13 protein-coding genes, 3 tRNA genes and 1 pseudogene are annotated in these 18274 nt (G+C 60.1%); all 17 read right to left on the bottom strand.

Going from position 1 to position 18274, the window contains the following annotated elements; genetic code table 11:
• Positions 1–16: 16 nt before the first annotated feature.
• Positions 17–202, bottom strand: a complete 186-nt coding sequence (locus DFO48_RS25230) for a hypothetical protein (RefSeq protein WP_147282766.1) — start codon at positions 200–202, stop codon at positions 17–19.
• Positions 203–205: 3 nt separating this feature from the next.
• Positions 206–281, bottom strand: a tRNA-Phe gene (locus tag DFO48_RS21255).
• Between the two features lie 178 nt (positions 282–459).
• Positions 460–535, bottom strand: a tRNA-Phe gene (locus DFO48_RS21250).
• Positions 536–618: 83 nt separating this feature from the next.
• Complete coding sequence (locus tag DFO48_RS21245) at positions 619–1284, bottom strand: response regulator (RefSeq protein WP_034374524.1); 666 nt, start codon at positions 1282–1284, stop codon at positions 619–621.
• 39 nt (positions 1285–1323) lie between these two features.
• Positions 1324–3645, bottom strand: a complete 2322-nt coding sequence (locus DFO48_RS21240; protein ID WP_114864683.1) for an ATP-binding protein — start codon at positions 3643–3645, stop codon at positions 1324–1326.
• Positions 3645–4214: a DUF4390 domain-containing protein gene (locus tag DFO48_RS21235; RefSeq protein WP_034349459.1), complete on the bottom strand. Its 570-nt coding sequence runs from the start codon at positions 4212–4214 to the stop codon at positions 3645–3647. The genes DFO48_RS21240 and DFO48_RS21235 overlap by 1 nt, the downstream gene beginning before the upstream one ends.
• Before the next feature lie 43 nt (positions 4215–4257).
• Entirely contained in the window at positions 4258–5643 is a 1386-nt protein-coding gene (gene rsmB, locus DFO48_RS21230; protein ID WP_114864682.1) for a 16S rRNA (cytosine(967)-C(5))-methyltransferase RsmB, read from the bottom strand.
• Between the two features lie 205 nt (positions 5644–5848).
• Positions 5849–10072 carry a DNA-directed RNA polymerase subunit beta' gene (rpoC, locus tag DFO48_RS21225; RefSeq protein WP_003065685.1) on the bottom strand — a complete coding sequence of 1408 codons (4224 nt, stop codon included), beginning with the start codon at positions 10070–10072 and terminating at the stop codon, positions 5849–5851.
• Between the two features lie 121 nt (positions 10073–10193).
• Entirely contained in the window at positions 10194–14306 is a 4113-nt protein-coding gene (gene rpoB, locus DFO48_RS21220; RefSeq protein WP_003059330.1) for a DNA-directed RNA polymerase subunit beta, read from the bottom strand.
• 274 nt (positions 14307–14580) lie between these two features.
• Entirely contained in the window at positions 14581–14958 is a 378-nt protein-coding gene (rplL, locus tag DFO48_RS21215; RefSeq protein WP_003065690.1) for a 50S ribosomal protein L7/L12, read from the bottom strand.
• A gap of 36 nt (positions 14959–14994) precedes the next feature.
• Complete coding sequence (rplJ, locus tag DFO48_RS21210; protein ID WP_003078111.1) at positions 14995–15519, bottom strand: 50S ribosomal protein L10; 525 nt, start codon at positions 15517–15519, stop codon at positions 14995–14997.
• 227 nt (positions 15520–15746) lie between these two features.
• Positions 15747–16442: a 50S ribosomal protein L1 gene (gene rplA / locus DFO48_RS21205; RefSeq protein WP_003065693.1), complete on the bottom strand. Its 696-nt coding sequence runs from the start codon at positions 16440–16442 to the stop codon at positions 15747–15749.
• A complete protein-coding gene (rplK, locus tag DFO48_RS21200; RefSeq protein WP_003059339.1) occupies positions 16443–16874 on the bottom strand; it encodes a 50S ribosomal protein L11 in 432 nt (143 codons plus the stop codon).
• A gap of 125 nt (positions 16875–16999) precedes the next feature.
• Positions 17000–17587, bottom strand: coding sequence for a transcription termination/antitermination protein NusG (gene nusG / locus DFO48_RS21195; protein WP_003078116.1), 588 nt, complete (start codon positions 17585–17587; stop codon positions 17000–17002).
• The gene (gene secE, locus DFO48_RS21190; protein ID WP_034349432.1) at positions 17587–17970 is read right to left on the bottom strand and encodes a preprotein translocase subunit SecE; all 384 of its coding nucleotides are present in this window, start codon (positions 17968–17970) and stop codon (positions 17587–17589) included. Before secE ends, nusG begins: the two co-directional genes overlap by 1 nt.
• Before the next feature lie 87 nt (positions 17971–18057).
• Positions 18058–18133, bottom strand: a tRNA-Trp gene (locus DFO48_RS21185).
• Between the two features lie 9 nt (positions 18134–18142).
• Positions 18143–18274, bottom strand: a pseudogene (gene tuf, locus DFO48_RS21180) (elongation factor Tu); the annotation flags it as partial.

The following is an 18274-nucleotide window of genomic DNA, read 5'->3' as shown; positions in this document are numbered from 1 at the left end:
CAGCATGCAGGCGCTATCAGATGAAAAGCTGGTTGCGCATATCTACAAAGCAAACTGGAGCTGAAACATCTTGAAATCGAGCCAAAGCAAGCGCAAGCCGCTCTGTTTTTTGCTGCCTGCGGCTCGGACGGCCACTCTGAGCTTGCGGACACTCGAGGCGCAATGAGAAAAGCCCCAGATCATTGCTGATCTGGGGCTTCATGTTTGGTGGCCTGGGACGGAATCGAACCGCCGACACAAGGATTTTCAATCCTCTGCTCTACCGACTGAGCTACCGGGCCTTTGCTGCTTCAGCAACTTGAATTTGCTGAAGCGACGATTATAGGCATATTTTTCCGCATCCAGCCCCACCTGGGCATTCCAGATCGCAGCATTCGCCGGTCTGCGAACGCTGCCGGTGACGGGTCAGATCTGGATGCAGAAAAGCCCTGGATCATTGCTGATCCAGGGCTTTGAATCTGGTGGCCTGGGACGGAATCGAACCGCCGACACAAGGATTTTCAATCCTCTGCTCTACCGACTGAGCTACCGGGCCTTCGTCAACACTCTTGAGTGCCGAAGCCACGATTATAGGCACACTTTTCGACCCCAAATCGAAAAATGCGATTTTTTTGGAAATTATCCGCGGCGATTGCGTCCGAGGTCCACGCCCAGCTGACGCAGTTTTCGGTACAGATGGGTACGCTCCAGGCCGGTCTTCTCTGCCACGCGCGTCATGGAGCCGCCTTCGCGGGCCAGGTGGAATTCGAAATAGGCTTTTTCAAAGCCGTCGCGCGCCTCGCGCAGGGGACGGTCGAGATCGAAGCCCTGGTGCGAGTTGGGCAGATTGTCTTCCGCCGCCTGCGCCGTGATGCTGACCACGGCCGATGGCGCCGTGCCGTTGCTGGCATGCGATGCGGTTTCCGAGCCCTGGCTGGCCGTGCTGCGCGCCAGCCCCTGCTCCACTGCCTTGAGCAGCTTCTGCATGGTGATGGGCTTTTCGAGGAAGGACAGCGCGCCGATGCGCGTTGCCTCGACGGCCGTTTCGATGGTCGCATGACCGCTCATCATGATGACGGGCATGGTGAGCTGACCGGCCGTGGCCCATTCCTTGAGCAAGGTGACGCCGTCGGTGTCCGGCATCCAGATGTCCAGCAGCACCAGATCGTAGTTATTGGTCGCCCTGGAAACGCGTGCCTGCGTGGCGTTCTCTGCCACGTCCACACTATGACCTTCGTCGTTGAGGATTTCCGACAACAAATCCCGGATCCCCAGTTCGTCGTCGACCACTAGTATGTTTGCCATGTGTCTAAAGCCTGTTGCTATGCCTTGTGCTGAACGGGATCAAGCCGCCCCTGCACGGTCGTTAGGTACAAATGATAGCGACACTCGCGCGCCTTGAACTACCCCGTCTTCCTCTCGATTACCCAGGTCCACTCTTGCGCCATGCTCGTCGGCGATTTTTTTGACCACGGCCAAACCCAGGCCGGTGCCGCGGGACTTGGTGGTCACATAGGGCTCGAAAGCTCTTTGCAGAATATTGGGAGCAAAACCTGTGCCACTGTCGCTGATGCTCAGGCGCACACGCTGGGCCGTGTCCATCCAGCGGGTTTCGATGGTGACGGAGCCCGGAGTCTGCCCTGTTTCCTGCGCTCTTTGCGCCGTGGAATCTTGCGCATTTTGCAAAAGATTGTGGATGACCTGACGCAATTGCTGGCTATCGCCCTGGATCAACGGACAGGCTTCGTCGAGCGATGCCTCCACGCGCACCGCTGCATTCTCCTCGCCATAGAGCTGCAGCACCTCTGCGACCAGCGCATTCAGATCCAGCGCTTGCAGATTGGCGGCCGGCAAACGTGCGTACTCGCGAAACTCATCGACCAGACGCTTCATGGCCCCCACCTGATCGACGATGGTCTTCACGGACTTGGCAAGCAGTGCCTGCTCCACAGGCTGCAGCTTGTCGGTCAGCTTCATGGCCAGACGCTCGGCAGACAGCTGAATCGGCGTCAGCGGATTCTTGATTTCATGCGCTACGCGGCGCGCCACTTCGCCCCAGGCCTGTGCACGCTGGGCCGAGACGATCTCCGAAATATCATCGAACACCAGCAGGCGCTGGTCGTCGGGCAGCTCCGCACCACGCATGACCAGGCTGGTTGTGTTGTGCACCACATCGCCGTTGCCGTTGCCGGCGTCCAGTTCATAGACCTGCTGCCAGCGGTCCCGCCCCTGCTGGGCCGAAGCATCGCCCAGGAAGATCTCGAACTGCTCCTGCACCACGCGCGCAAAGTCCTGCAGGCCCGAGACATCGCGCAGGCGCTTGCCCTGGAACACCGCCATGGGCGCACGCAGAATGCGTGTTGCACCGGGGTTGCTGAGGACGATGCGCCCGGAGCGATCGAGCACGATAACGCCCGAGGTAAGGTTATCCAGAATGGTCTGCAGATTGCTGCGCGCCGCATCGAGCTGCAGCAGATTGCGGTTGGCGTCGGAGCGTGCGTCGGCCAGTTGCTGGGTCATGACGGCAAAGGAGCGCGTCAGCCCGCCAATCTCGTCCTTGCTCTGCAGCGCAGGCTTGGGGCGCAGATCGCCACGCGCCACATCGCGCATGCCCTGGGCCAGCAGCAGCAGCGGCTTGGCCAGTTGATTGCCCAGCACCACAGCCAGCACCACGGCCCCGAACACGGCCAGAAAGAGCGCCAGCGTCAGAGTGCCGATATACATGCGCTGCAACCCACCACGAGCAAGTGCTCGCTCCTGGTACTCGCGATTGGCCTCCTGCACGGCCAGGGCATTGCTGACCAGGGCTTGCGGCAGGGGAATCGTGGCCTGCAGATAACGCGCCTCCTCCAACAGATTCACGGCCGAGCTGGGCACCAGCGCCAGTGTGCGCACCTTGGCGTTGGCCGCAGCCTGATCGGCAGGCACATCGCCGGCATCATCCAGGCCTTCGATGCTGGCCACGGCACGCTGACCGCCCTGCTCCTTCAAGCTTCGCAGCAGCTGGGTGTTGGGCCGCTCCGGCGCCAGGCTGAACTGAGACTGACCGGCACTGGCAATGGCCTTGCCCGATGCATTCCAGAGCACCACATCGGTGGCACCGATCTGATCGCGAATTCGCTCCAGCATCAGTGCCGCCCCGGCATCCGAAGTCTGAGACAGCTGAAGGCCTGCCGTGCGCGTGTTGTTGGCCATGTCATTGGCCACGGTATCGAGCGTGGCACTGGCCAGGCTCACGCCCGCAGACAAGGCGCCCTCGACCTTGACGTCAAACCAGCTCTCTATCGAGCGCGAGACGAACTGGTAGGACACCACATAGATCAGCAAGCCCGGCAGCAAACCCACCAAGGTGAAGATGCCCGCCAGCTTGAGCAGCAGCTTGCTGCCAAAACGCCCGCGCCTGAGCCGCAGAGCCAGGCGCAAACCGCCCCAGAACAGCACCAGCAGCAGCAATCCGGCCACTACCACATTGGCGGCAAACAGCCAGTTGTAGTTGCGCTCGTAGGCCAGCCGGTTATTAGTTGCCAGGGTCAGCAGGAACAGCAGCAAAACCCCCACCACCACCATCAGCGCCACGCCCGTGCCCACAGCCCAGCGCGTGGCGCGCGACCAGCGTGTGGCGGAGGAACCGCTGACTTCGCCATCAGGGAGCTTGATGTCAGCCATCAGGGAGCGGCCTCCAGCGTCTGCGTGCGCGACAGCTGCAGATTCCAGCCCGAGCGCCCCAGCGCCCCAATCTGCAAAGGTCTTGGCAGGGACGACAGATCTACGCGAAAGCGCAGTTGCACCGAGACGCCCGAGGTAGAGCCGAGCTGGCCGGACTCCAGAATCTTCCAGCGGTAAATGCGTTGAATGGCTGCGATGGCATCCTCGAGTTGCTCATAGGACTGGCCCAGCGCCAGTCCGGTGCCGCTGCCGCCGGTGAAGGCGGAATTGGAGATATGCAAACGCCAGCGCCTGGTCAGCGGCTGGTGCGTAATGCGGTAATAGCGGGTGGCGACACCCAATTGCTGATCGGACCAGTACCAGCGCTCGCGCTGCACCTGAGCCTCGGCAATGAAATACATGGGAATGCCCTGGCGCAGGGCATCTTCCACCTGAGCGGGCAACTCGAACTGCAGATTGGCCGAGAGAAACACTCCCTCTTCGGTACGCGTGACCTGCATGGAGCTGATATCCGGCTGCACGGTATCGGCCCGGGCCAGCACGAAAACCAGGGACAGCGCCAGCACCAGCGAAGCTGCGCGGGCCGCAGGCCACAAGGCCCCCGCTACAGCGTTAGCGCAATTTTTCCAGCAGAGCGTAAAAAAAGCCGTCGTGGTCACCCAGAGGATTGTCTGCCACGGAATCGTGTTTGGCAGCTTTGCCGGGAATTAAATGACCCGGAGCAGGCAAGCTGGCCGCCGTAGTGTTGCGTGCAAGAAACGCTTGCATCTGGGCATCGCCCTCAGCCTTGAAGACCGAGCAGGTGCAATAGACCATGCAGCCACCGGGCTGCAGCAGCGGCCACAGGGTATCGAGCAGTCTGGACTGTATGTCTGCCAGCTGGGCCACATCGCTCTCACGGCGCAGCCAGCGCACATCGGGCTGGCGACGCACAATGCCCGATGCCGTGCAAGGCGCATCGAGCAAGATCGCGTCGAAGGGCTGACCTCCGCATTGCGACTCAAACCACGCCTGGGGCGCGGACGCATCGGCCACCAGCACTTTGGCCTTCAGGCCCAGGCGTGACAGGGTTTCATCGATACGGCGAGCCCGCTCGGGGTCGATCTCCAGGGCCGTGACTTCGATGCTGCCGGGCGCGGCGCGCTCAAGCAGATGGGCAGTCTTGCCGCCGGGCGCCGCACAGGCATCCAGCACGCGCAGCGGGCGCCCCTGGGGCTGGGACAAGCCGGCCAGCAGCAGCGGGGCCGCGGCCTGCGCCGCACCGTCCTGCACCGAGGCCCAGCCCTCTTCAAAATGCGGCAGCTCCTGCACCGGCACGGCCTGTTCCAGCTGCAGACCACACTCGGCGACAGCTGTCGCCTTCAGGTTCATCGCCTGCAGCGCAGTCTGATACTGGGCTGCAGTGCTCTTCTGGGCGTTGACGCGCAGCGTCATGGGCGGCTGGGCATTGTTGGCCGCCAGAATGGTCTGCCAGTCCTGGGGGTGGTCTTTCTGGAGCCGGGCAATCCACCAGGCAGGGTGATTCCAGACGGCCACGGGGTCGTTGTCGGTGGCGCTCACCAGGGCATCGCGCTCGCGCAGAAAACGGCGCAGGCAGGCATTGATGAAGCCGGACTGCGCGCGTGCCGCACCATTCTTGGCGGCTTCCACGGCTTGGTTGACCAGGGTGAAGGGCGGATAAGGGGCTTGCGCCTCATCCCAGGCCAGAGCCAGCGCCGTGCTCAGCAAGGCACTGACCTTGGGCGCCGGTGCGCGCGGCGCCAGCTGCTTTTGCAGCGCCTGGGCACGCCCCAGATTGCGCAGCACCTGGAACAGCAAGGCCTGCACTCCCGGACGCAAGCGCTGCGGCACCTGTGCCAGCACAGCCTTGCTGGACTGGCCACCCAGGATGCCGTGCAAGGCCTTGGCCACTGCATCCAGCTGTTGCCACAGGGCAGGAGCGTTGGGCACAGCAGCACCAGCAGCGGCGTTCTTGGGTTGGGAAGGCTTGGAAGTCATGAAGAGCAGACCTGAAAAACTTGTGAAACTGACGCAGACAAGAAAGCACAGCGGGCATTTCCATCGAAAAGCGCATGCCGGGTCCGAACTTGCGCAAGTCGTGTCTTGATCAATGAAAAACGCTCCCGTCTGCACAAGGCAGAGCGGGAGCGCGGTGCATCAGCAGCGAACCGCAGCCGTTGCCGGCCGCGGCCCAGAGCCATGCTTAGTCGGCAGAGGCGTCGCCAGCAGGTGCTTCGACGTCATCAGCCAGCACACCGGCCAGCTCGGCTTCCTCGGCTTCGGCGATGGCGCGACGCTCGGCATCGTCCATTTCGTCCTTGGCCTTGCGAGCCTGGTGATAGGCCAGGCCGGTGCCGGCGGGGATCAGACGACCCACGATCACGTTTTCCTTCAGGCCACGCAGTTCGTCGCGCTTGCCCATGATGGCAGCTTCGGTCAGAACACGGGTGGTTTCCTGGAAGGAAGCCGCAGAGATGAACGAGTCGGTCGACAGCGAAGCCTTGGTAATACCCAGCAGCACGTTGGAGTACGTGGCAGGCAGCTTGCCTTCCTTCTGCATCTGTTCGTTGGTGTTGAGCACCTCGGAACGCTCGACCTGTTCACCCTGGATGTAGGTGGTATCGCCAGAGTTCTCGATGATCACGCGACGCAGCATCTGACGCACGATCACTTCGATGTGCTTGTCGTTGATCTTCACACCCTGCAGGCGGTAAACGTCCTGCACCTCGTCCACGATGTAGCGCGACAGCTCTTCGATACCCAGCAGACGCAGGATGTCTTGAGGATCGGCAGGACCGTCAACGATGGACTCGCCCTTGTTCACCACCTGGCCTTCGTGGACCAGAATGTTGCGCTCCTTGGGCACCAGCTCTTCCCAGACCTTGCCTTCCAGATCGGTGATCTGCAGGCGGATCTTGCCCTTGGTTTCCTTGCCGAAGGACACGGTACCGGTCATCTCGGCCAGCGTACCCTTGTCCTTGGGCGTACGGGCTTCGAACAGTTCGGCCACACGGGGCAGACCACCGGTAATGTCGCGGGTCTTCTGACCTTCAACAGGGATACGGGCCAGCACTTCGCCGGGGCCCACGTCCTGGCCGTCGCGCACCTGAATCAGGGCGCCGACCTGGAAGCCGATCGTCACGGCGTGGTCGGTACCAGGGATCTTGACTTCCTGGTTGTTGGCGTCGATCAGCTTGACCTGGGGACGCACCACCTTGGCAGAGCCACGACGCTTGGGGTCGATCACCACCAGAGTGGACAGACCGGTCACTTCGTCGACCTGCTTGGCCACCGTCAGACCTTCTTCCACATTCTCGAAACGCACTTGACCGGCGTATTCGGTAATGATGGGTCGAGTCAGCGGGTCCCAGTTCGCCAGGATCTTGCCGGCCTTGATGGCTTCGTCGGGCTTGATGGTCAGCACGGCGCCATAAGGCACCTTGTGACGCTCGCGCTCGCGGCCGTTTTCGCTGATCACGATCTCGCCGGAACGCGAAATCACCACCAGCTCGCCCTTGGTGTTGGACACATAGCGCATCGTGCTGTTGAAGCCGATCACGCCATTGGACTTGGCTTCCACGCTCGAGGCGATGGCAGCGCGCGAAGCGGCACCACCGATGTGGAAGGTACGCATGGTCAGCTGCGTGCCGGGTTCACCGATGGACTGGGCAGCGATCACACCCACGGCTTCGCCGAGGTTGATCAGGCCGCCACGACCCAGGTCGCGACCGTAGCAGGTTGCGCACAGACCGAAACGGGTTTCGCAGGTCAGAGCCGTACGCACCTTGATTTCGTCCACGCCCTGGGCTTCCAGCTCTTCGATGGTGTCTTCGTTGAGCAAGGTACCGGCAGGCACCAGCACGGCACGGGTTTCGGGGTGCAGCACTTCTTCGGCGGTCGAACGGCCCAGCACACGGTCGCGCAGGGATTCGATCACTTCACCACCTTCGACGATGGCGCGCATCAGATAGCCGTTGGAGGTACCGCAATCCTGTTCGTTCACGACCAGATCCTGCGTCACGTCCACCAGACGACGAGTCAGGTAACCGGAGTTAGCCGTCTTCAGCGCCGTGTCGGCCAGACCCTTACGAGCACCGTGGGTCGAGATGAAGTACTGCAGCACGTTGAGGCCTTCGCGGAAGTTCGCGGTGATAGGCGTCTCAATGATGGAGCCGTCAGGCTTGGCCATCAGACCACGCATACCGGCCAGCTGACGAATCTGCGCTGCGGAGCCACGGGCGCCGGAGTCGGCCATCATGTAAATCGCATTGAACGATTCCTGATCGACTTCGTTGCCGTGACGGTCGGTGGTCTTCTGGACCTTGAGCTGGTCCATCATCACCTTGGACACGTCGTCGCCGGCCTTGCCCCAGATGTCCACCACCTTGTTGTAGCGCTCGCCCGAGGTCACCAGACCCGAGACGTACTGCTGCTCGATCTCCTTCACTTCGGACTCTGCGCGGGCCAGGATGTCGGCCTTTTGCGGAGGCACCAGCATGTCGTCGATGGAGATCGAGATACCGGCGTGCGTGGACAGACGGAAACCGTTTTGCAGCAGCTTGTCGGCAAACACGACCGTGGCCTTCAGACCGCACTTGCGGAAGGAGGCGTTGATCAGCTTGGAGATTTCCTTCTTCTTCAGCGCCTTGTTCATGTTGCTGAAAGCCAGGCCCTTGGGCAGGATTTCAGACAACAGGGCACGGCCCACGGTGGTTTCCACGAGCGAGGTCACGGGCTCGAATTCGCCAGTTTCCTTGTTCTTGTTCCACTCGGTCAGGCGCACGCTGATCTTGGCGTGCAGTTCGGTCTCGCCAGCATCCAGAGCGCGTTGCAGCTCCATCAGGTCGGCAAACACCATGCCTTCGCCCTTGCCGTTGATCTTTTCACGCGTGGCGTGATACAGACCCAGCACCACGTCCTGGGAAGGAACGATGGAGGGTTCGCCCGAAGCGGGGAACAGCACGTTGTTCGAGGCCAGCATCAGCACGCGGGCTTCCATCTGCGCTTCCACAGACAGGGGCACGTGAACAGCCATCTGGTCACCGTCGAAGTCGGCGTTGAAGGCCGCGCAGACCAGCGGGTGCAGTTGCAGGGCCTTGCCTTCGATCAGGATGGGCTCGAAAGCCTGGATACCCAGACGGTGCAGCGTAGGCGCACGGTTGAGCATGATGGGGTGTTCCTTGATGACTTCTTCAAGGATGTCCCACACCACGGGCGTACCGGCTTCCACTTCCTTCTTGGCAGCCTTGATGGTCGTGGCGATGCCGCGCTGCTCGAGCTGCGCGAAGATGAAGGGCTTGAACAGCTCCAGCGCCATCAGCTTGGGCAGACCGCACTGGTGCAGCTTGAGGTAAGGACCCACGGTAATCACGGAACGACCGGAGTAGTCCACGCGCTTGCCCAGCAAGTTCTGACGGAAACGACCGCTCTTACCCTTGATCATGTCGGCCAGGGACTTCAGGGCACGCTTGTTGGCGCCCGTCATGGCCTTGCCGCGACGGCCGTTGTCCAGCAGCGAGTCAACCGCTTCCTGCAGCATGCGCTTTTCATTGCGAGCAATGATTTCGGGAGCCTTCAGCTCCAGCAGGCGGCGCAGACGCGAGTTACGGTTAATAACGCGGCGGTACAGGTCGTTCAGGTCGGAAGTGGCGAAACGGCCACCGTCCAGAGGCACCAGAGGACGCAGATCGGGAGGCAGCACGGGCAGCACTTCCATCACCATCCACTCGGGCTTGATGCCGGACTTCTTGAACGCTTCGAGCAGCTTCAGGCGCTTGGCATTCTTCTTGACCTTGACTTCGGAGCCGGTCAGATCGTTGCGCAGGCGCTCGATCTCGACGTCGATGTCGATGCCTTCGAGCAGGTCCTTGATGCCTTCAGCGCCCATCTTGGCGGTGAATTCGTCGTAGCCGTACTCGAGTTGCTTGGCGTCGTAGTCGTCCTCGGTCATGATGCTGAACTTCTTCAGCGGAGTCATGCCGGGGTCGGTCACCACATAGGCTTCGAAGTACAGCACGCGCTCGATGTCGCGCAGCGTCATGTCCAGCACCAGGCCCAGGCGCGAAGGCAGGGACTTCAGGAACCAGATGTGAGCGCAGGGAGCGGCCAGATCGATGTGACCCATGCGTTCGCGACGCACCTTGGTCTGTGTGACTTCAACGCCGCACTTCTCGCAGATCACACCGCGGTGCTTGAGGCGCTTGTACTTGCCGCACAGGCATTCGTAGTCCTTGATCGGGCCAAAGATCTTGGCGCAGAACAGACCATCACGCTCGGGCTTGAAAGTACGGTAGTTGATCGTTTCAGGCTTCTTCACTTCACCGAAAGACCAGGAACGGATCTTCTCGGGCGAGGCCAGGCCGATCTTGATGGCATCGAAATGCTCATCAGGCGTAAATTGCTTGAACAGGTCGAGTAGCGATTTCATGTAACTCTTTCCTTTTCGTCAAAAATCATTGCAGCCACCGCTGGATTTGCCTTGGTTTCAGCAACGAACCAAGCGCAAATCCTTTGTTTTAAAGCGGTTGCAGCTCTCTGTTTAATAGTGCTTAAGAACGTTCGAGCTCGATGTCCAAGCCCAGAGAGCGGATTTCCTTGACCAGCACGTTGAACGATTCGGGCATGCCCGCTTCGATCGAGTGCTCGCCCTTGACGATGGACTCGTACACCTTGGTACGACCGACCACGTCGTCGGACTTCACAGTCAGCATTTCCTGCAGCACATAGGCGGCGCCGTAAGCTTCCAGCGCCCACACTTCCATTTCACCGAAACGCTGACCACCGAACTGGGCCTTACCGCCCAGAGGCTGTTGCGTCACCAGCGAGTAAGGACCGGTGGAGCGGGCGTGCATCTTGTCGTCGACCAAGTGGTGCAGCTTCAGGTAGTGCATATAGCCCACGGTGGTCGGACGCTCGAAGCGCTCGCCGGTGCGGCCGTCATACAGATAAGCCTGAGTGCGTGTCTCGGTCAGACCCTTGGCCGCAGCGATGTCGTCAGGGTAGGCCAGCTTCAGCATGTCCTTGATTTCGGCTTCGGAAGCACCGTCGAACACCGGCGTTGCGAATGGCACGCCCGTGGTCAGTTCCTTGGCCATGGACATGACTTCGCCGTCGTCCAGCTGAGACAGCTCTTCCTTGCGACCGCTGCGGTTGTAGATCTCTTCCAGGAAGGCACGCACTTCAGCAGCACGGGCTTCCTTTTGCAGCATGTCGCCGATGCGCTGGCCCAGACCCTTGCCGGCCCAGCCCAAGTGCACTTCCAGCACCTGACCGATGTTCATACGCGAAGGCACGCCCAGCGGGTTCAGCACGATGTCGGCGGTGGAGCCATCAGCCAGGAAAGGCATGTCTTCCACAGGAGTGATCTTCGAGACCACGCCCTTGTTACCGTGACGGCCGGCCATCTTGTCACCGGGCTGCAGACGACGCTTGACGGCCAGGTAGACCTTGACCATCTTCAGCACGCCGGCAGGCAGCTCGTCGCCCTGGGTGAGCTTCTTGCGCTTTTCTTCGAACGCCAGGTCGAAGGTGTGACGCTGCTGCTCGATGGAGTTCTTGATGGACTCCAGCTGAGCGGCCACATCGTCTTCGGCAGGACGAATGTCGAACCAGTGGAACTTCTCCACACCGTCCAGATAGGCCTTGTCGATCTTGGCGCCCTTGGACAGCTTCTGAGGACCACCGTTGGCCACGCGGCCGGTCAGCAGCTTCTCGATACGGTCGAAAGCGTCGGCTTCCACAATGCGCAGCTGGTCGTTCAGGTCCAGGCGGAAGCGCTTGAGTTCATCGTCGATGATCTGCTGGGCGCGCTTGTCGCGCTGGATGCCTTCACGCGTGAACACCTGCACGTCGATCACGGTGCCTTGCGAGCCCTGATCCACACGCAAAGAAGTGTCCTTCACGTCGGAAGCCTTCTCGCCGAAGATGGCGCGCAGCAGCTTCTCTTCAGGCGTCAGCGTGGTCTCGCCCTTGGGCGTGACCTTGCCCACCAGCACGTCGCCGGGTTGCACTTCGGCGCCCACGTAGATGATGCCGGACTCGTCCAGGCGGTTCAGTTGCTGCTCGGACAGGTTGGGGATGTCGCGTGTGATTTCTTCGGCACCCAGCTTGGTGTCGCGAGCCATCACCACCAGCTCTTCGATGTGGATCGAGGTGTAGCGATCGTCAGCCACGATGCGCTCGTTGATCATCACCGAGTCTTCGTAGTTGTAGCCGTTCCAGGGCATGAAGGCGATCAGCATGTTCTGGCCGATGGCGATTTCGCCCAGGTCGGTCGAAGCGCCGTCCGCCAGCACATCACCCTTGGCCAGCTTGTCGCCACGGCTGACGATGGGGCGCTGGTGGATGTTGGTGTTCTGGTTGGAACGCTGATACTTGATCAGGTTGTAGATGTCCACGCCGACTTCACCGGCCACGGCTTCGTCGTCGTTCACACGGATCACGATGCGGGTGGCGTCGACATAGTCCACGATACCGCCGCGCTTGGCGGTGACCACGGTGCCGGAGTCCACGGCGGCAACGCGCTCGATGCCGGTACCGACCATGGGCTTTTCAGGACGCAGCACAGGCACGGCCTGACGCGACATGTTGGCGCCCATCAAGGCACGGTTCGCGTCGTCGTGTTCCAGGAAGGGAATCAGCGAAGCGGCCACGGACACGATCTGCGCAGGCGACACGTCCATGTACTGCACGCGCTCGGCCGACACCAGGGTCGATTCACCGGCTTCACGGGCCGACACCAGCTCGCCCACCAGATTGCCTGCGGCATCCAGATCGGCGTTGGCCTGGGCGATCACGTACTTGCCTTCTTCGATGGCCGACAGGTAGTCGATGTCCATCGTCACCTTGCCGTCCACCACGCGACGGTACGGGGTTTCGATGAAACCGTACTCGTTCAGGCGGGCGTACAGAGCCAGCGAGTTGATCAGACCGATGTTGGGACCTTCAGGCGTTTCGATAGGGCAGACGCGACCGTAGTGGGTCACGTGCACGTCACGCACTTCAAAGCCGGCACGCTCGCGGGTCAGACCGCCTGGGCCCAGGGCGGAAACACGACGCTTGTGCGTGATTTCTGCCAGAGGGTTGGTCTGGTCCATGAACTGCGACAGCTGCGAGGCACCGAAGAACTCCTTCAGGGCCGCAGAGATGGGCTTGGAGTTGATCAGGTCGTGGGGCATCAGAGGCTCTTGCTCGGCCTGACCCAGACGTTCCTTCACAGCCTTTTCGATACGAGCCAGACCGGTGCGGTACTGGTTTTCGGCCAGTTCGCCCACGCAACGCACACGGCGGTTGCCCAGGTGGTCGATATCGTCGACTTCGCCACGGCCATTGCGCAGGTCCACCAGGATCTTGACCACGGCCAGGATGTCTTCGTTGGACAGCACCATGGGACCGGTCGCGCCTTCGCGGCCGATCTTGGCGTTGAACTTCATACGGCCCACGCGCGACAGATCATAGGTGTCGGCGTTGTAGAACAGGCGCTGGAACAGGGCCTGCACGGCGTCCTCGGTAGGAGGCTCGCCAGGACGCATCATGCGGTAGATGGCAACGCGGGCAGCGAACTCGTCCACGGTTTCATCGGTGCGCAGGGTCTGCGAGATGTAGGCGCCCTGGTCCAGTTCGTTGGTGTAGATGCACTGAACGTCCTGCACACCGGCGCTGCGCAGCTTCTTGAGCAGGGCTTCGGTCAGTTCTTCGTTGGCCTTGGCGATGATTTCGCCGGTATCGGGATCAACGATGTTCTTGGCCAGCACACGACCCAGCAGGAAGTCTTCAGGCACGCTGACGAACTTGGTGCCGGACTGCTCCAGCTCGCGGGTGTGGCGAGCGGTGATGCGCTTGTCCTTGGCGACCACGACCTTGCCGGACTTGTCGGTGATGTCGAAACGCGCGACTTCGCCCTTCAGGCGATCGGCCACGAATTCCATCTGGGCACCGCTGTCCATCAGGCGGAAGTTGTCGTTCACGAAGAACGTTGCCAGGATGGTCTCGGGCGTCATGCCGATGGCCTTCAGCAGGATCGACACGGGCATCTTGCGGCGACGGTCGACGCGGAAGTACAGCAGGTCCTTGGGGTCGAACTCGAAGTCCAGCCAGGAGCCGCGGTAAGGAATGATGCGAGCCGAGAACAGCAGCTTGCCCGAGCTATGGGTCTTGCCCTTGTCGTGCTCGAAGAACACGCCAGGCGAACGGTGCAGCTGAGACACGATCACGCGCTCGGTACCGTTGATGATGAACGAACCCTTGTCGGTCATCAGGGGCACTTCGCCCATGTAGACCTCTTGTTCCTTCACTTCCTTGACCACCTTGGACTGAGCCGTGGAGGACTCGCGGTCATAGATGATCAACTGAACCTTGGCGCGGACAGCGGAGGCGAAGGTCAGACCACGAGTCTGGCATTCACGCACGTCGAAAGCGGGCTTGGCGAGGTTGTACTCGACAAACTTCATCTCCACAAAACCATTGTGGGAGACGATGGGGAAGGCGGAATTGAAGGCCGCTTGCAGGCCATCAATGGTACGTTTTTTGGGGGCTACATCTGCCTGCAGGAATGCTGTATAGGCATCTTTTTGCATCTGCAGCAGATAAGGCACTTCGAGCACGCTATCGCGGCTCCCGAAGCTTTTGCGGATTCGCTTGCGTTCGGTATAAGAATAGGCCATGAGATCTCCGGGCAAAGACATGAGTCCTGGGTCTGCGACGACTGCCCCACAGGGTTCTCCTGCGGGCTTGGCGGTTGGCCACTACCAACCATGGCTGACGGCGATGCGTTGCACATCGCCCGAACCAAGGCATCTTCTGCTGTCGGATTGTCAGAAGACACTAAAAAGCAGACTCCCTAGGAAACCTGCTTTCTGGTGTGTTCTTTAAGCGCACTCCACAAGCGCCAAAGGCTGGAGACCCTTTTACGAGTCTCCAGCCCTTGATTTCACTGAATTACTTCAGTTCAGCCTTGGCACCGGCTTCAACCAGCTTCTTCACAGCGGCTTCAGCGTCAGCCTTGGGAGCGGCTTCCTTCACGGTCTTGGGAGCGCCGTCGACCAGATCCTTGGCTTCCTTCAGACCCAGGCCGGTGATTTCGCGCACAGCCTTAATCACGGACACCTTGTTGGCGCCAGCGTCGGTCAGCACCACGTTGAACTCGGTCTTTTCTTCAGCAGCAGCAGCGCCACCAGCAGCGCCGCCAGCAGCGGGAGCAGCCATAGCAGCGGCGGACACGCCAAACTTCTCTTCAATAGCCTTGACCAGGTCGTTCAGTTCCAGAACAGTCATGCTGTCCAGGGCGGTCAGGAATGCGTCTTTATCGAATGCCATTTTGATTTCCTAAAATTGGTTGGTTTTGCCGAGCACTCAGGCTGCGGCTGTTTCTGTTGCCGCTTCGGCAGAGCCTTCGCCCTTCTTGGCCGCCAGAGCGCCCAGCACAACGGCTGTACGCGAGATAGGCGACATGAGCAAGCCGCACACTTGTGCGAGCAGTACTTCCTTGGAGGGGATGTTTGCCAGTTGCTTAACGCCGTCGATGTCCAGGGCCTTGCCTCCGAACGCGCCACCGCGAATCACCAACTTGTCGTTGGTCTTCGCGAAGTCGGCCACCACCTTAGCGGCAGCCACTGCGTCTTCAGAGAAGCCATAGATCAGGGGACCAGTCATCTGGTCAGCCACCACGTCAAACGCGCTACCGGCAACAGCACGGCGGGCCAGGGTGTTCTTCAACACGCTCAGGCTCACACCCTTGCTGCGAGCATCGGCACGCAGTTTGGTCATGTCGGCGACCGTGATGCCACGGTATTCCGCGATCACAAGCGTTTGAGCTTTAGCGGCGAGGCTGGTCACTTCGGAAATGACCGCTTCTTTCTCACTGCGATTCAGACTCAAGGTCTACTCCTTCAAATGCATATACAAGGCAAGCCCTGCATACACGCTCTTGTTGCAGCGACCAACTGTTTAGGAAAAATTTCCATCTGCAGCGGGATCGCCATCTGCGTTGGCCTTCGTGATTAAGTGATCAAATCACACCAACGGTCTTGGATGACCTGCAGGAGCAACAACTCCCGCAGCCCACCACACCAGATGAGCAAAGCTCATCTGACGATTTCTAGCAATTACGCCGAGATGGATTGTGTATCGACGCGAACGCCCACACCCATGGTCGACGAAACAGCCACCTTGCGCAGGTACAGACCCTTGCTGGAAGCAGGCTTGGCCTTGTTCAGTGCGTCGATCAGAGCAGCCAGGTTGCCCTGCAGCTTGTCGGCATCGAACGAACGGCGACCGATCGTGCCGTGCACGATACCAGCCTTGTCCACGCGGAACTGCACTTGACCAGCCTTGGCATTCTTCACAGCCGTAGCGACGTCAGGAGTCACGGTGCCAACCTTGGGGTTGGGCATCAGGCCGCGGGGGCCCAGGATCTGACCCAGCTGACCCACAACGCGCATAGCGTCGGGAGCAGCGATCACCACGTCGAAGGGCATGTCGCCGGCCTTGACTTGAGCAGCCAGGTCGTCCATACCGACCACGTCAGCGCCGGCGGCCTTGGCTTCTTCAGCCTTGGCGCCTTGTGCGAACACAGCCACGCGAGCAGTCTTGCCGGTACCGTGAGGCAGCACCACGGCGCCACGCACCACTTGGTCCGACTTCTTGGCATCCACGCCCAGTTGCACGGCCACGTCGATGGATTCATCGAACTTGGCAGTTGCAGCTTCCTTCACCAGCGCCACGGCGTCAGCGAAAGAGTACAGCTTGTTGGAATCAACCTTGCCCTGGAGAGCTTTTTGCTTCTTGGTCAACTTGGCCATTTACACACCCTCCACGATCACGCCCATCGAACGGGCAGAACCAGCCAGCGTACGCACAGCAGCGTCAACGTCAGCGGCGTTCATGTCCTTCAGCTTGGTCTTGGCGATTTCTTCCAGCTGAGCACGTGTGATCTTGCCAACCTTGTTCTTCAGAGGATTGGAAGAGCCCTTGTCCAGCTTCACAGCCTTCTTGATCAGAACGGTTGCGGGAGGAGTCTTGATGACGAACGTGAAGCTCTTGTCAGCAAAAGCCGTGATCACCACGGGCAGAGGCAGGCCGGGCTCGACACCTTGGGTCTGGGCGTTGAACGCCTTGCAGAATTCCATGATGTTGAGGCCGCGCTGACCCAGCGCAGGACCAATGGGAGGAGAAGGATTGGCCTTACCAGCTGGCACTTGCAGCTTGATGAAGCCGACGATTTTTTTCGCCATGTTGAGCTCCTTACGGGTATAGCGCCATTTGCAATGCCTGCAAACAGCTCCCCGAGGTTGCTGACTCTACAAAAAAGCTTCGCATCGAGTCAAAAAATGCGAAGCCCTAGATTCTATTGCGAATCTCAAGTTTTCTCAACTTGAGAGAATTCCAATTCCACAGGAGTCGCGCGGCCAAAGATGGTGACCGAGACACGCAGGCGGTTCTTTTCGTAGTTGACTTCCTCGACGGAGCCGTTGAAGTCTGCGAACGGACCTTCCTTGACACGAACCAATTCGCCCACCATGAACTCGACCTTGTGGCGAGGCTTCTCGGTGCCCTCCTGCATCTGGTCGACGATCTTGCGAACTTCTTCTTCAGAAATGGGGGCAGGACGGTTCTTGGCACCGCCGACGAAACCGGTCACCTTGCTGGTGTGCTTCACCAGGTGCCAGGTATCGTCATCCATCACCATTTCGACGAACACATAGCCGGGGAACAGGCGGCGCTCTGTGGTGCGGCGAGTGCCGTTGCGCATTTCCACAACTTCTTCGGAAGGCACCAGGATGCGGCCAAACTTGGACTGCATGTCCGAGCGAGCGATACGCTCCGCAATATTGCGCTCGACAGCCTTCTCCATACCCGAATAGGCATGGACGATATACCAGCGCAGATCGGGATTGGCGGGTCCCGCTGCTCCACCATTCACATCTGTTTCGACGGCATCAGCCATTACTTCCTCCAGCCCAAAATCAAGTCGTACAAGACCCATTCAAGCGTCTTATCGGTGAACCACAAGAACAAGGCCATCACCACCACAAACGCAAAGACATACAGTGTCATCTGCATGGTTTCTTTGCGGGTGGGCCAGACCACCTTCTTCACCTCACGCCAAGCATCACGAGCAAAGCCAATGAAGCGCTTGCCCGGCTCAGAGATCAGAAACACGCCAGCAGCCAGCACCAGGCCGACAATCAGAGTCGCCCACTGCACCAGCGCACCTTGCTTGCTCAACAGATAAAAGCCAGCAATAGAAGCAACAACTAAAGCCGCAACAGCGGCTAATTTTGCTTTGTCAGCAGCAGAGCTGACTGTTTCAACCTGAGTAGTGGCCATATTTTGTTTCAAATGCACAAAAATGTGCAATTTCAAGACACAAAAGCCCGCCAAAGGCGGGCTCTTGTTGATTCCACCATTAAGAGGTGGCAGGGGCAGTAGGAATCGAACCTACAACCTTCGGTTTTGGAGACCGACGCTCTGCCAATTGAGCTATACCCCTACAAATCAATTATGCAATGATCGTGGCAACCACACCGGCGCCCACAGTACGACCACCTTCGCGGATAGCGAAGCGCAGACCTTCTTCCATGGCGATGGGGGAGATCAGCTTCACAGTGATCGACACGTTATCGCCAGGCAT

Source organism: Comamonas sp. AG1104 (assembly GCF_003350425.1).
Lineage (GTDB): Bacteria > Pseudomonadota > Gammaproteobacteria > Burkholderiales > Burkholderiaceae_C > Comamonas > Comamonas testosteroni.
Note: the sequence above shows the minus strand (reverse complement) of the source record. Positions and strands in the feature narration are given on the sequence as shown.